Genomic DNA, 15,093 nt, shown 5'->3' on the forward strand with positions numbered 1-15,093 from the left:
TTCATGGGAATCCTTTTTAACGAGGACTCTCTATAGTTAGGAGCGGAAATCGTGGATAAAACAAATGAAATGATTTTAATTTTGGATTTTGGTAGTCAGTACAATCAGCTTATTACGAGAAGTGTCAGAGCACTTGGCGTTTATAGCGAATTACACTCTCATAAACTAAGTGTTGAAGAAATTAAACAAATGAATCCTAAAGGAATTATCCTTTCTGGTGGCCCGCATAGCGTTTATGATGAAAATCAATTCCGCTGTGATCCAGAAATATTTTCACTCGGCATTCCTGTTTTAGGTATTTGCTACGGCATGCAGCTTATGGCCATTCATTTTGATGGAAAAGTTGAAAGAACAGCCGAACGCACGTATGAAGAAGTCCAAATTGGATTAGAAAATGAAACTAGCCTTTTCAAAGATACAGAGAAAAACCAGACAGTATGGATGAGCTACGGTGATCAAGTGACGGAAGTTCCTGCATCTTTCCAAGTTGACGCGACAAGCGAATCAATTCCAGTCGCTGCGATGAGTGACGCTGATAAAAATCTATACGCATTGCAATTTCATCCTGAGGTAGACGGGACGCAGTATGGCGCTCAAATATTACGACACTTTGTCTATGATGTTTGTGATTGCGCTGGCACCTGGACAATCGAAAACTATATTGAATCTGAAGTGAAGAAAATCAAGGAGCAAGTCGGCGATAAAAAAGTCCTATGTGCACTCAGTGGAGGGGTTGATTCCTCAGTTGTTGCCGCTTTGATTCATAAAGCCATCGGTGATCAATTAACATGTATTTTTGTTGATCATGGCCTTTTACGTAAAAATGAAGCCGATGATGTCATGGACGTGTTCGCTGAAGATTTCCATATGAACATTATCAAAGTGGATGCAGCAGAACGCTTCTTAAGCAAACTTAAAGGTGAGAGCGATCCTGAACAAAAAAGGAAAATTATCGGTAATGAATTTATCGCTGTTTTCGATGACGAAGCCGGTAAATTAACCGATATTGATTTTCTAGCTCAAGGAACGATTTATGCCGATGTGATTGAAAGCGGCACAGACACAGCGCAAACGATCAAATCACATCATAATGTAGGCGGACTGCCAGAAGATATGGAGTTTGAACTCGTCGAACCCCTTCGTTCACTATTCAAAGATGAAGTGCGCGAACTTGGTACGCAGTTAGGCTTGCCAGACTACATCGTTTGGCGTCAGCCGTTCCCAGGTCCAGGCCTCGGGGTCCGTGTGCTAGGTGAAATTACTGAAGAAAAATTACACCTCGTCCGCGAAACAGATGCAATCTTACGAGAAGAAATTGCCGAAGCAGGCCTTGACCGTGATATATGGCAATATTTCACCGTTCTACCAGGCATGCGCAGTGTCGGTGTTGTGGATGGTGAACGCTCATACGATTACACCATCGGCATTCGTGCCGTCCATTCCGTCGACGCCATGACAGCCGATTTTGCGAAGATTCCGTGGGATATTCTTCAGAAAATTTCTGAACGGATGACCGCAGAAGTTGATCATGTGAACCGTGTTGTTTATGATATTACGAGTAAGCCGCCTGCTAGTATTGAGTGGGAGTAAAAAAACAAGAGTCCTTAAAGTCTTTTCAACACAGACTTTAAGGGCTTTTTTGTCGTGACACGGTTATATAATTTTGTCTACATAAATTGGTTACTGCTGAATGTTTGATTTGCATAATTTCCATGTGTATGAAACGTGAATTATGATATAATAAAAATGAGGTGACTATTGTGATTGAAGACACATTAAAACATGCTTTTGAAGAGAATAACGGTATCTTGACTCCTGAAATTGCAACAGATTATGGTATTCATGATTCGACCCTTAGAAAAGCTGTTGAACGAAAAGATATTCAAAAATATTGCAGAGGTATTTATTTATTAGACGATTTTTATTTTGATGATTTATATATTATTCAGTTGCAGTATCCTGGCGCTGTATATTCGCACGAAACAGCAGTTATGTTGCATACATTATCTAGTTACTCACCATTTTTTTATCACGTTTCATTTGGAAGAGGTTATCATTTATCCAATGCTAAAGAACAACATATAAAACCACACTATATTTCTAAAAATGAACTTGATGACGAATATATCGAAAAAATCGATAGTTGGGATTCTAACCCAATTAAAGTTACAAATTTAGAGAAAACAATAGTGGATATGTTGCGTCATAAAAATCCAATGCCAGGAATTGTTGATGAAATGATTCATGATTATGTTACAAGAGAAGATAAAAACATTGATAAGTTAGTGGATTACGCTTGTCGATTTGATGTATTAACTAGTGTTAAAGAGAGGGTCTTTCCATTTGCTGAATCAACAAATGATGAAGAATTTAATAATCAAAAAATCTAAAGAATCAAAATTACCCGCCCAACAATTATATGGACTGTTTGCAATGGATCGCTTGATATTAAAATTAAGTAAGACTCCATATGCTAATAATTTGATTGTTAAAGGCGGATTTCTTTTAACAATCGATTTAGGTGTTTCTATGAGAGCAACTAGAGATTTAGACCTTACTGTTAGGGATTTGTATTTATCTACAGATGTAATTAATGAATTATTTGATGTAATTAAGATTAAAGATAAAGATAGTAATGAATATTTTGAGCTTAATAATATAAAAGAAACAAGAGAAGAATTTGATTATAATGGATACAATTTAAAACTTATTTATCATAATGGAAACACTAAGATACCAATAAATGTAGATATTACAAGTGGGGAAAACTTATCGGTGTAAATGATAGAAGGCATTTCAAGTCAATATTTACTAATGAAGAGTACATGTTAAGTAGCTATTCAATTGAACAAATAATAACTGATAAATTTCATACGTTACTAGCCTATGGTGAACTTGATGATACAAACACCCGAATGAAAGATTACTATGATTTGTATTTATTGACAACAACTATTGATGATATTGATTTGAATAAAGTTGTTTTGGGTCTTGAAAAGAGAATGAACCAACGGAATACCTTTATTCATACCAATGATTATGATGTAATTATTGACTTTTTAACTCAGTCAAATAACCAACAAGAATTATGGTCAGCTTTTGTAAGCGGTAATCCTTATGCTAAAAACATAAGCTTTCAAGAAATAATGAATCAAATTAAATTCTTTTCAAACAAACTTATTAATCAATAACTTCAAAAAAGGCACTGAAATAAGTAGGGCAGAAAGACACCATAGAAATAAGCATAAAAAGAAATTTAAGCGAAAATGAGCACTTATCGTAAATAAAGAAAAAAGGGGGATATAATTGGATAGTTGGTTATTAAGAAATAGAAACTTAATGATAGTCTTATTGCTTACGTTTATTATTTTAACAGCGTGTAACAAAGATGAAGTCAAAGACAGCCCTTTATACGAAGGGGAGGAATTGACAATTGGTGTAGTTGGAGAGGAACCAAAAGTGAGAGAAAAAAATATTGAATTTAAAAATGTCACATTAAAAGATTTAAAAGAAGAAAAATTTCCCTCAGAATTGGATGCTATATTTATTATGAAAGAGAATTTTACTGAAGCATCGAAGGCTTCTTTTGCTAAAGTGTACAAAGAATCAGGTATGCTCTTTTTCTTTATTGAATCAGAAAAATCTTATATACCTTTCGTTGATGAGGAAACAGACTATGAAAGTTCTTCTGTTAACAAACCTGGAAACTATGCTTCTGGTTATTACCGAACTGGAGATGAAGGAACGTATTGGGATTATGGGCTTTACAATGATGCAGTCAATGAAACTAATATTTTGGATGTTTATTCAAGGATTTTTAAAACTATTGACGAGAATTAAAGTTCTACGATTTCGCTCACTTTTAATATAGAATTGTTCTTCGATCGGATGCAATTGTTTGGAGAGACGACAGGTTCGGTTATGAACATACATTGCTGGTTCATATAAGGCGGATCCGCGAAAAAATTGAAAACTCTCCCTCTCACCCCGTCCATATCATTACTGTTAGGGGGGGATATAAACTTCTATTGAAGGAAAATGACTAGGTGGAAGATGGTATTAGCATAATATGGTGTTTGGTCACTGCTACTTTTATTTATCTCAATATTTAATAAGAAACAGCCATTGACAATTATGAATAAATCGTTGTATGTTTAAAGTAACATTTATCAAAAAAGGGTGACCCAACTACATGAAGTACTAATCCTATTTTACGAAAATAAACAATAAAGGTTTTTAATGTTGAGCAGATAGTGCTTGCTTTTTGTGATGCCTTTTATTGTCGTTTTTCAGAATAGGATTGGTATTATATAGTTGGACTAAAGAGAGTAATATTCTTTGGTGTATACCTATATTTATTTATGCCTCCTATTCTGTATGAAGATGGGAGGATTTTTGTCTTCCCTAAATCTGATACAGGGAGATGTAATTATGCTTTTATTCGAAGCGAATCGCGTGAAACATTATATTCAGGATCGTTTATTGTTGAATATCAATCAATTAAAAATAGGGAAAAGAGACCGTATTGGATTAGTTGGTCGAAATGGAAGTGGTAAAACATCTTTATTAGAAATAATTGCTGGCAAGCTTGTTCCTGAAGAGGGGGATATTAGTCAGCATGCTCATGTTGAACTTTTACCACAGCTCAAACGGACGAATACAACAAAAAGTGGTGGTGAGATCACACAAGAATATATTCAACAAGCGCTAAATAGTAATGCTGCACTTTTGCTTGTAGATGAACCGACTACAAACCTTGATACAAATCATATTGAATGGGTTGAAAAGAGGCTGCAAGAATGGCAAGGCGCTCTTGTTATTGTTTCGCATGATCGTGCCTTTTTAGATGCTCTTTGTTCCACGATTTGGGAGATTAATGAGGGGCAATTAACAGAATACAAGGGAAATTATAGCGATTATGTAGAAGAAAAAGAAGTTGAACATAAACAAGCACAGCTAGCTTTTGAAAAATATGAAAAAGAGAAAAAGCAGTTGGAAGAAGCGATCAGGAAAAAAGAAGAACAAGCACAGCGAGCAACAAAGAAACCTAAAAACTTGAGTTCTTCAGAAGCGAGACTTAAAGGAGCGAAGCCTTATTTTGCTAATAAACAAAAGAAACTTCGCAAAACGGTATCAGCTTTTGAAACGAGATTGGAAAGCTTAGAAAAAGTAAACAAACCTAGGGAAGAGGTCCCTATTCAAATGGATTTACCAAATGTTGAATCATCCAAAAATCAAGTGATTCTGCGTGTTGAAGGGGTATCCGGAATGGTTGAGGACCGTGTTCTTTGGAATACAACTAATTTTTATATGCGGGGTGGAGATAAACTAGCAGTGATTGGTGCAAATGGTAGCGGGAAAACAACGTTAATAAAAAAAATACTTAATAGAGAATCTGATATTACTATTTCCCCGTCGATAAAAATTGGTTATTTTGCTCAAAATTTGAATATATTGAACAACGAAAAGACTATCTTGGAAAATGTGGGGTCCTCCTCAAATCAGTCTGAAACACTCATTCGAACAGTACTAGCAAGAATGCACTTCTTTGATGAGGATGTCCATAAGCCAGTAAATGTCCTTAGTGGTGGAGAACGCGTAAAAGTTGCTCTATCAAAAGTGTTTTTAAGTGATGTCAACATGCTCGTGTTAGATGAGCCGACAAACTACCTGGATGTGGAATCTTTGGAAGCCTTAGAAACGCTTTTGAAAACATATGAAGGGAGTATTCTTTTCGTTTCTCACGATCGACAATTTGTAGAAAATATTGCAACGCGAATCCTGGAAATCCAAGATAAAAAAATCTCATTATTTGAAGGGAATTATAAACAGTATAAAAGTCATCAATCTGAAAACAGAGATCCAGCACAAGATGAATCTTTATTATTGGAAACGAAAATATCAGAAGTACTTAGTCGGTTGAGTGTTGAACCATCGAAAGAGTTAGAAGAGGAATTTCAGAGATTGCTAAAAGAAAAGCGGAAGATAGAAGAACAGTAATATTCGTAGACTTCTTGATGATAAAGAGTAACTCGAGGATGGGGCGAATTTATTCATCATACGCTTATCCATAAAGTTTATCTTCATCCAGTGCAGTAGATGGCAAAACAAAATTAAAATGTGTATATTCATATTGATTGTGGTATAATAAAGATGGAAGGTTCATAAAATAGTAAAGACCGCCCATGCTGATACATGGAACGGTCTCCATAGACCGAACCCCATCAAGAGGGGCTAGGCAGCTAAAGAAAAAATAATCCCTCACAGCTACCTAAACAAGCGCATATGAGGGGTTATTTTTTATGGTTTTTGTCAGACATAATGAATGCCACTAACATCCCAAAGGATATCATCAGCGTTAACGAACTAACAATGTCCATAGGTAAGCACCTCCCTCCCCGGGAAGTCTCCCAATGAAGACTAACGGCAGATCAACAGTGCCACCCAACCCCTCATGCGAAGCCAGTCTATTGTATGTATTGTATCACAAATTTTTAATATTTACAGATAACTTATAATAAATGACTAATTTAGTAAAAGGCTACTGTACTTTTGGAAACTATTACACTGTAGAGCACTGTCACTCGAGTGAAATTATATGATTTAGCCAAGAAATGAACGAGAGGAGCACTCTCTCGATTAAAACAGCATGATTTCTGTAAATAATGAACGAGAAGGACGTTCTCTTGATTATATATGCGTAACTTATAATTGCGTCGTGTCTAGCCCGTGTAACATTTAAAAATCTTTCACCTCTCAATTATTCTTCAAATTAGAATTAAATGATTATTCCACAAGCATTGACTCAAGCTTTTTAAACTAGTAATATATGAATATGCTTTTGAGAGAACTAAATAATTTAAGCGTATAATTCAGGGAATATGGCCCAAAGTTTCTACCAGACTACCGTAAATGGTCTGACTACGCTAGAAATAGTAATAAGATAAATCATCCTTGGCTCGATTAAATCTGTAGTCAAAGTGTATTTATTTTTGATTGCTTTTTCTTGCTTAGTTAACGGTAGCACTCCTGGGATTTCCTCTGGGAGTGCTTTTGTCTTGCCACATATAAGGAGGAAGCAACTATGAAAAAATACTTTCAGTTTGATGAGCTAGGAACCAATTATCGTACAGAGTTTATGGCCGGGTTGACAACATTTTTAGCCATGGCCTATATATTATTTGTTAACCCAGCGACATTATCGCTTGTTGGCGTTGAGGATTTGCCTGAAGGTGTTACTCGGATGGATCAGGGAGCTGTCTTTACCGCAACTGCTATTTCAGCGGCGATTGGTTCACTGTTAATGGGATTAATTGCAAAATATCCGATCGGGCTTGCTCCAGGTATTGGACTCACTGCCTTTTTTGCTTATACCGTTGTGCTTGGCTATGGCATACCATGGGAAACAGCCTTAGCAGGTGTGCTGGTTTCTGGACTTATTTTCGTAGCGCTAACATTAACAGGACTTCGGGAAAAAATTATCAATGCGATTCCAGCAGATTTGAAAATGGCTGTCGGCGCAGGGATTGGCTTATTTATCGCATTTTTAGGTTTTCAAAATGCCGGGATTATCGTCGGTGATGAAGAAACATTAGTATCTCTCGGAAATTTAACGTCGCCAACCGTGTTACTCGCTATTTTTGGGGTGGCTGTGTCAGTTATTTTAATGAGCCTTAATATAAAAGGCGGGATTTTTTACGGAATGATTTTAACGTCAATTGCCGGAATGGTAACTGGGTTAATCCATCCACCGACTGGAATGAGTGATGTTGTTGGAAGTGTGCCGAGTGTCGCGCCAACTTTCGGACAAGCTTTTCTACACTTCGGCGATATTTTTACTATGGACATGCTCGTTGTTATTTTGACCTTTTTATTCGTTGATTTCTTTGATACCGCCGGAACGTTGGTGGCCGTTGCTTCTCAAGCAGGATTGATGAAAGATAATAAATTGCCACGAGCTGGAAGAGCATTATTTGCGGATTCATCTGCAACGGTGGTTGGCGCTGTCGTTGGTACGTCAACCACAACAGCCTATGTTGAATCGACAGCAGGAGTTGCAGCTGGTGGACGGACTGGTTTTACATCTGTGGTCACGGCAGGATTTTTTCTTTTAGCTTTATTTTTCTCACCGTTATTAAGTGTTATTACGGCTGAAGTCACTGCACCAGCTTTAATAATTGTCGGTATTTTGATGTCTTCTTCACTTAAGCAAGTGAACTGGGATCAATTTGAAATTGCTGTGCCAGCTTTCTTAACGATTATTATGATGCCTTTGTCATACAGTATTGCAACAGGAATTGCCATCGGATTTATCTTCTATCCAATTACGATGATCCTTAAAGGACGCGCCAAAGAAATTCATCCTATTATGTATGTGTTATTCGTTATATTTATATTATATTTTATCTTTTTGACTTAAAGTTAAATTGACTAAGATGGAACAGTGACCAGAACGTTAAGTCATTTAAAATTAAGAATACAAACGATGAACGGGTATGGCTGGGAAAATGATAAATAACATATCAATCAGGGGTGCAAATCGCATCCCTGATTTTTTATAGTTAAACTATAACATTAAAACTCCTGTGATAAATTTATACTGAAATTGGCCATGTCCAGCGCAAGCGCTCAGCCCGTCTGAGGTCTTACGCAGTAAATCTACGTGTCAAAAATCGCCACTACGTTTTCCTTCTTAAGCTGTGCCTGAGGTTAATCGAGCGCTTGCACTTTTGTTCTTATATTCGTTTCATTATGTCACTAACAAACTTATATTAAAAATGTTAAGAAAACTACTATTTATGTTAAAATCATTGTATGAAATGTTGAGCTGCCCGTGTTCAATAACTGGGCCAGATTATTTAATGAAGGATATGTTATTTGACTAAAAAGTTTGGATTACTCCTTCCAAAATTCTTTATTCGGTAATATTTAAAGGAGAAAGAAAAAGAAGGGATGAGTTGTTATGAAAGCTGTTATTTTTGATTTTGATGGAACTTTAGCGAACACCTTACCAATTTGTTATTATGCTTTTCAGAATGTTTTCAAGGAATTTGATAATAAAGACCTTTCATCGAAGGAAATTAAAGCAATGTTTGGACCTTCAGAAACAGGAATTATTAAAGAAAACCTTACAAACTCAAACAAAGAGAAAGCCATTGAATTGTATTATGAGAAGTATTTAGAGAACCACTCTAACTTAGTCAAACGTAATGCGGAAATTGAGAAAATGATAAAACATTTACGAGATAATGGTATTAAACTAGGAATAGTTACTGGAAAAGCCAGAAGGAGTTTAGATATTTCATTAAAGGCCCTTCAAATGGATAATTGCTTTGATGTCATAATAACAGGCGACGATGTTATTAACCCTAAACCTCATCCTGAAGGTGTAAACAAAGCATTATCATTATTAGGTGTGGAAAATAAAGACGCTATATTTATTGGAGATAGTGATGCAGATATTCAAGCAGGTAAAAAAGCAAAAGTACATACAGTAGGGGTTCAGTGGCTGCCAGATTACCAAACTGTAGAATTTGAAATAGAACCTGATTCTTTTTTCAATAGCGTTAATCAGTTTGTTGATTATATAAATACGGTATTTTGCTGAAAAGGATTTTTATAGAATTTGTTTGTATTTTAATAGACTGAACCCCGATAAGAGGGGGAGGCAGCGAAGAAAAGTAATCCCATTAAAATAAACAGAAGATAGTCCGTTCTTTAAACCATACCGATTACAATAATAAAAACTGATGGAGGAAGATTAGACGGAAGATGGATAGCTTTTGGGATTAAACAAGATTAAGAGAATTGCAATTGATGAAATATGTTTATTCATCAATCGGATTGATTAAGCACCTTCAGGAGGGGTAAGAAGATGACTGTCAAATTAGAAAAAATGAACACAATTGAATTCCAGCAATACTTAAGTTATGCCATTAAAAACTTTGCAGAAGAGCAAATTAAGTCGGGTAATTGGGAGCAACAAGATGCAATTAGTAAGGCAACAGAGGAACATAAAAAGTTATTACCTGATGGGGAAGAGACTGAAAATAACTATTTATTTACAATTCGTGATGGGGAGCAAGAGATTGGTATGATTTGGCTTGCACATAGAACAAATGAAAAAGGGTTTATTTATGATATAAACATTTGGGAGGGCAACCAAGGTATGGGATATGGAAAACAAGCGATGAAGGAAGTTGAACGCGTAGCTAAAAAGATAGGATTAAAAAAGGTAGGGCTTCACGTCTTTGGTCACAATAAAGTGGCAAGAGGACTATATGAAAAATTAGGGTATATGGAAACAAATATAAAAATGGAAAAAACGTTATAAGTTATAATTCTTATTTCAGAAAATGGGGATTTAGCAGAATGAAGTTGATATAAAAGGGAGCAAACATCTCATACGTTGTTCCCGAATTTATAAGGTTTGTAAATCTTAATATATCCTAAAGCGTGCTTTTTAATAGTTATGCGCATTTACTGAACGATTAAAGGGCCAATTAAAGGAGGAGTAGGGTTGTTTAAATATGTAATTTTTGATGTCGATGGAACTATTTTAGATACTGAAAAATCTATCTTAAAGTCTCTCCAAAAAGTTTTGGAAGATGAAGGAGAAACTTATTCTCCTAATGAATTAAGATTTGCTCTTGGAATACCTGGTAAAGACGCATTAAAGAAATTAAATATTGATAATCTTGATCGTGTACAATCGAAATGGTCACAAACCGTATTGGAATTTTCTAGTGAAGTACAAGTGTTTCACGGGATAAAAGAAATTATTGAGACGTTATCCCAACAGCCGATCAAATTAGGTATTGTAACATCTAAAACAAAACAAGAAATAATTGATGAGTTTGATCCATTTGGATTAAGTCATTTTTTTGATTGTATTATATCTGCAAGTGATACTGAAAATCACAAACCACATCCTGACCCATTATTATTTTGTTTAAAAGAATTGGGAGCAGATAAAAACGATACAGTATATATAGGTGATTCCATATACGATATGCAATCTGCAAAAAGCGCAGGAATAAAATTTGCGCTTGCTTTATGGGGTTCTAAAACAATTAAAGGTTTTGAAACAGCAGATTATATATTAAATAAGCCCAGAGATATTTTAACTCTAAATTAATGTGGTATCCCATTAACGGACCCGGTTGTCTAGCAATTTCATTCGATCATCGGACCATTTATGAGAAAAGGGGGAGAGATTAAATGATTGAAGGAATATATGATTTTATAAGTGAAACACAGTTAAAAAAGTATGCAGAACTTGCTGTACGAGTTGGTGTAAATCTGCAAAAGAATCAATTATTGATTATTCATAGTGATATACAAAATGCTACGTTTGCACGTCTAATTCAAACGGCAGCCTACGAGGTAGGAGCTTCAAATGTATTTATAGATTGGACAGATGAACAGTCTACCAAAGAATTTTATTTAAATGCAGCAGATGATGCCATCGATCATTTTCCCGACTGGCAGGATGCGCGCTTTAAGGAATGGGACGATGCAGGTGCTGCTTATATCTATATTATATCTGAAAACTTAAATGCCTTTAAAAATGTTTCCACAGAACGGATGAGTCGTTTTCAAAAGGCATCTCGCACCAAGCTGAAGGCTCATCATGCAAAAATTAGATCTCATGAGATACACTGGTGTCTTATAACGGTGCCGTCCGTTGAATGGGCATCCAAAGTGTTCCCCACCCTAAGTAAAGAAGAAGCTATGCAATTATTATGGAAATTAATCTTAAAAGGAGCCCGGGCAGATGGGGAAAATCCTATAAAAGATTGGAAAAGTCACAATAGAGCTTTTGAGTCTCAAAAAAGAATCCTAAATGAGATCCAATTTAAAGCTCTGCATTTTACAAATAGCCGTGGAACTGATTTATTAGTTGGTCTACCTGAGAACCATCTCTATATCGGTGGAGGTGTGATAGATAAAAATGGTATACCTTTTTTTCCGAACATTCCTACAGAAGAAATATTTACCGCTCCACATAAACATAAGGTGAATGGCAAAATGGTAGGTACTAAACCTCTTATTTATGGGGGAAGTGTTATCGATGAATTTTATCTAATTTTTAAAGATGGAAGGATTACCGACTATTATGCCGCAAAGGGACAAGAAGTGTTACAAAATCTCATCGAAACAGACGAAGGTTCACATTATCTAGGTGAAATCGCCTTAGTCTCTAATAAATCTCCTCTTGGTCAGGCAAATACTCTTTTTTACAATACTTTATTTGATGAAAATACGGCCTGTCATATTGGAATCGGAAATGCATCTCCTTCCAATATTCAAAATGGCATTGACCAATCTGATGAAGAATTGAAGAAAGCGGGTCTGAATACGTCACTTTTGTTAGTCAATGTGACCTTTGGTACCGAAGATATGAAAGTAGTGGGCATTAAAGACGGTGGAACTGAAGTCATGCTAATGAAGGGTGGGGAATTCCAATTCTAAATCGTCTACTATTTAAAAACAGAGAAAACTGATTTCTGGTGGATTGTTATAGTGAAAACAAATCGGGCAGCATTCGTAAAACAAAGGAATTGAATGAGTTTGGAGATAATGATCTTGTTTGGCTTATTAAGTACAAGCTGAATAATGTCATTGTTCACCAATTCTGCACGGCTGCAACATAGTAGTGTTCAAAAATCGGGCTAGTTTTTGTTTGAGTCATGCTTTAAAAAAGATTGTATTCTAACCTAGAATATTATAACATGGAATTCAAAGGAAGGAGGTCTGTTGACAATGAAGAAGTGTGTATTAAGCATTATGTTACTGATGTTGATTTCTTTCTCACTATTCATAGGCCCATCAGAAGAAACGGCACAGTATTCATTTAATCCTACAGATGAACCAACTATCACTACAGTTGATACAATTGCTAGTTCTGATGTAATCACTGAATCAGTCCAAACGCTAATCCCAAAGTGGCAGACTGAATTTCTATTCCCTTCGAATGACGATACACATATATTGTAGTAAACTTACCCCTATTAAGTTTATGAACCATCTGTTTTTCTCTGGAAAAATTGCTGGTTTTATTTGTGTTGTGCAACACCAATCGAATTACCTCTCCTAAAATAATAAAAATCCCAATTATCAGTTTATATTATTTGGAAAATTTTATATCCGTAATGTAATTTTTCTTATTTAGAAAATAAGAAGTGTTTTTCTGATGTCTTTTTTAAGCATTGGGTTACAAACACACTATTTTAAAAAATAGTCCATCATGTGAAATTGGAAAATAAAAGACTAAATTCAAATTACCTAAACTCCGCTGAATGTGGTGTCGTTTTTTGTGACTACGAGTTCAATTATTACAACATCCGAATTTATTGTAAATGGATTCCAAGGCTGATGGACGAATTAATAGATTAAATGAAAATAAAATTATAACTCAAGGAATGATGATATATGTTAGGTAATATTGGTTTACCTAGTTTCATTTTAATTTTTGTAACTGCCTTAATTGTATTCGGGCCATCCAAGTTACCCGAAATAGGAAAATCAGCAGGCGAAGCTTTAAAAGAATTTAAAAAAGCTACAAAAGATATTGTGAATAATGATAAGGATAGAAATAATTAGAAAAGGAAAGATTATATGACTAAAAACAAAAATGAATTTGACAAAAACAATGATGAATTTAATAAAAAGGATTTTATTATAGCAAACACGTTTGTAATTGTGTTGGCAATAGCGTTAGCAGTTGCTTGTATAGTAATGTTGAAAATGACATAACTAGTCAGTTTATTTAGGTTTTATATATTTTTAAGTACCTTTGTTTACTCAAGAGTGCTTTTTTTATGTCATTAAGTCAATAAAGTAGTTTGATGTAGTAGTAGGACTATTGATTTTTCAATGGGTGTTTTTCTTGACTGGCGGTTACACTTTACTACCAGTGAACGTTGCGGATGAATTGTTTGTACTTATATGGTTGGTACTGTGTGTAGGGGGTGCAATCACTGCTATCGTTGAATTCAAAAACAACAAGTTTTTTTCTATTCCCGTTGGGGGCTTAACAATAATTAGCTTTTTATTCAGTGTTCTTGCCTATGGCATAGGAGAAATGTGACTATCATTTATTTCGTATAAATAACAATTGGACTTAGTCATTGAAGAAGCCCCTGCGCCTGAATCAGGCAAAATTACTCAAGATAGGGGAGAAGTTATGAGGATAGTAAATATAGGTTTAATATTACAGCTTCTCTACGTATCATTTTATCTATTTCAAATTAGAACAATTGTCTTGCAAAGGTTTGGTATATATGCGGTTGCATACATTGAGCTGGCCTTAACTATTGGTAGTTTACTTTTAGGTATAACAGCTTTAATACTTAGGATTTGGTCAAAACGGACAATATCAGCGAAGACCTTGTAGGAAAAAAATCGCATGGTATTTTTAATGCAAATCTGGTTTTAAGCAAACGGGTGTTACTTTGAGAACGATATCTAGAACAAAATCTTCCCGTTTCGAAAGTATGTGTACATTCTAAGCATTCGTGGTCTAATATAAGTAGAAAGTTCATAAAATAATCCCTCAGCGCCAGTCAAACGCATTCGAGGGATTATTTTTTATGGTTATCAGAAACAATGAACGCCAAGCGCTAACAACGTCCATAGGAAAACACCTCCCTCCCAGGAAGTCTCATAAAAGACTAATGGCAGATTGACAGTGCTACCTAACCCCTCATGCGAAGCCAATCTATTGTAGTTATTGTATCATAAACTAGCAGGGTGGGGTGAATACATGCAAACGGATACATCCCTGCAGGACACAGTTGTTGAAGAGGCATTGTGCCCATTTCGTATACAAATCGCCTTATTTTTTCATGCCTATCCTGATAACATTCGATTGTTGGATAAAGTGGTTTCGGAGTGTTTTTATTAAAATCGAACTACTGAATTCCCATGGTATGGAGCGTGAAAATTTGTTGTTATCAGAAACATGGGTGGAATATTAATCTGACAAAAGTAAGGGAGACAGTCATTTGTTATTATAAAGAAATTATTCAAATCGATGAAGTAAGATCGTTGCTTTCATTTCACAATAGTGTTTATGTTGCTGTGAAATGA

The 15,093-nt window shown here is 35.3% G+C and carries 16 protein-coding genes, 1 pseudogene and 1 riboswitch; of the genes and pseudogenes, 16 read left to right on the forward strand and 1 reads right to left on the reverse strand.

All coding sequences use genetic code 11. The annotated features are described in order from the left end of the window. Positions 1 to 69 precede the first annotated feature (69 nt). The 7 genes and pseudogenes from guaA to KQI49_RS13955 all read left to right on the forward strand — a co-directional run bounded on the left by guaA (position 70) and on the right by KQI49_RS13955 (position 6,000). Positions 70 to 1,590, forward strand: coding sequence for a glutamine-hydrolyzing GMP synthase (gene guaA / locus KQI49_RS13925; RefSeq protein ID WP_253286842.1), 1,521 nt, complete (start codon positions 70 to 72; stop codon positions 1,588 to 1,590). A gap of 170 nt (positions 1,591 to 1,760) precedes the next feature. Further along, a complete protein-coding gene (locus KQI49_RS13930) occupies positions 1,761 to 2,390 on the forward strand; it encodes a type IV toxin-antitoxin system AbiEi family antitoxin domain-containing protein (RefSeq protein ID WP_216489830.1) in 630 nt (209 codons plus the stop codon). After that, positions 2,344 to 2,781: a nucleotidyl transferase AbiEii/AbiGii toxin family protein gene (locus tag KQI49_RS13935; RefSeq protein WP_216489832.1), complete on the forward strand. Its 438-nt coding sequence runs from the start codon at positions 2,344 to 2,346 to the stop codon at positions 2,779 to 2,781. The genes KQI49_RS13930 and KQI49_RS13935 overlap by 47 nt, the downstream gene beginning before the upstream one ends. Beyond that, positions 2,772 to 3,191 carry a nucleotidyl transferase AbiEii/AbiGii toxin family protein gene (locus tag KQI49_RS13940; RefSeq protein WP_371817576.1) on the forward strand — a complete coding sequence of 140 codons (420 nt, stop codon included), beginning with the start codon at positions 2,772 to 2,774 and terminating at the stop codon, positions 3,189 to 3,191. Before KQI49_RS13935 ends, KQI49_RS13940 begins: the two co-directional genes overlap by 10 nt. Before the next feature lie 115 nt (positions 3,192 to 3,306). After that, the gene (locus KQI49_RS13945) at positions 3,307 to 3,840 is read left to right on the forward strand and encodes a hypothetical protein (protein ID WP_216489834.1); all 534 of its coding nucleotides are present in this window, start codon (positions 3,307 to 3,309) and stop codon (positions 3,838 to 3,840) included. Between the two features lie 35 nt (positions 3,841 to 3,875). Continuing rightward, positions 3,876 to 4,046 (forward strand): annotated as a pseudogene (locus KQI49_RS13950) (winged helix-turn-helix domain-containing protein); the annotation flags it as partial. A 385-nt stretch (positions 4,047 to 4,431) separates the two neighbouring features. Next, positions 4,432 to 6,000 carry a Vga family ABC-F type ribosomal protection protein gene (locus tag KQI49_RS13955; protein ID WP_216489836.1) on the forward strand — a complete coding sequence of 523 codons (1,569 nt, stop codon included), beginning with the start codon at positions 4,432 to 4,434 and terminating at the stop codon, positions 5,998 to 6,000. Between the two features lie 64 nt (positions 6,001 to 6,064). Here KQI49_RS13955 and KQI49_RS13960 read toward each other — a convergent pair whose 3' ends face one another. Next, entirely contained in the window at positions 6,065 to 6,211 is a 147-nt protein-coding gene (locus tag KQI49_RS13960) for a hypothetical protein (RefSeq protein ID WP_216489838.1), read from the reverse strand. Positions 6,212 to 6,843: 632 nt separating this feature from the next. Next, positions 6,844 to 6,944: riboswitch (purine riboswitch) on the forward strand. 140 nt (positions 6,945 to 7,084) lie between these two features. On the opposite strand from KQI49_RS13960, the gene KQI49_RS13965 reads away from it, so the two are divergent. From KQI49_RS13965 to KQI49_RS14005, 9 genes are all read left to right on the forward strand, one after another. After that, positions 7,085 to 8,419, forward strand: a complete 1,335-nt coding sequence (locus tag KQI49_RS13965) for an NCS2 family permease (RefSeq protein WP_216489840.1) — start codon at positions 7,085 to 7,087, stop codon at positions 8,417 to 8,419. 543 nt (positions 8,420 to 8,962) lie between these two features. Then, a complete protein-coding gene (locus KQI49_RS13970) occupies positions 8,963 to 9,607 on the forward strand; it encodes an HAD family hydrolase (protein WP_216489841.1) in 645 nt (214 codons plus the stop codon). Positions 9,608 to 9,874: 267 nt separating this feature from the next. Further along, a complete protein-coding gene (locus tag KQI49_RS13975) occupies positions 9,875 to 10,333 on the forward strand; it encodes a GNAT family N-acetyltransferase (protein ID WP_216489844.1) in 459 nt (152 codons plus the stop codon). A 186-nt stretch (positions 10,334 to 10,519) separates the two neighbouring features. Continuing rightward, a complete protein-coding gene (locus KQI49_RS13980) occupies positions 10,520 to 11,137 on the forward strand; it encodes an HAD family hydrolase (RefSeq protein ID WP_216489845.1) in 618 nt (205 codons plus the stop codon). Positions 11,138 to 11,220: 83 nt separating this feature from the next. After that, positions 11,221 to 12,474 (forward strand): aminopeptidase, encoded by a 1,254-nt coding sequence (locus tag KQI49_RS13985; RefSeq protein ID WP_216489847.1) that lies wholly within the window; start codon positions 11,221 to 11,223, stop codon positions 12,472 to 12,474. A gap of 291 nt (positions 12,475 to 12,765) precedes the next feature. Next, positions 12,766 to 12,999, forward strand: coding sequence for a hypothetical protein (locus KQI49_RS13990; RefSeq protein ID WP_216489849.1), 234 nt, complete (start codon positions 12,766 to 12,768; stop codon positions 12,997 to 12,999). A 435-nt stretch (positions 13,000 to 13,434) separates the two neighbouring features. Beyond that, positions 13,435 to 13,605 (forward strand): twin-arginine translocase TatA/TatE family subunit, encoded by a 171-nt coding sequence (locus KQI49_RS13995; RefSeq protein WP_216489851.1) that lies wholly within the window; start codon positions 13,435 to 13,437, stop codon positions 13,603 to 13,605. 15 nt (positions 13,606 to 13,620) lie between these two features. Continuing rightward, positions 13,621 to 13,758, forward strand: a complete 138-nt coding sequence (locus KQI49_RS14000; RefSeq protein ID WP_216489853.1) for a hypothetical protein — start codon at positions 13,621 to 13,623, stop codon at positions 13,756 to 13,758. A gap of 430 nt (positions 13,759 to 14,188) precedes the next feature. Further along, positions 14,189 to 14,398 carry a hypothetical protein gene (locus KQI49_RS14005; protein WP_216489855.1) on the forward strand — a complete coding sequence of 70 codons (210 nt, stop codon included), beginning with the start codon at positions 14,189 to 14,191 and terminating at the stop codon, positions 14,396 to 14,398. Positions 14,399 to 15,093: the final 695 nt, after the last annotated feature.

The organism is Virgibacillus sp. MSJ-26 (genome assembly GCF_018918075.1).
In the GTDB taxonomy this organism is placed as follows: Bacteria; Bacillota; Bacilli; order Bacillales; family Amphibacillaceae; genus MSJ-26.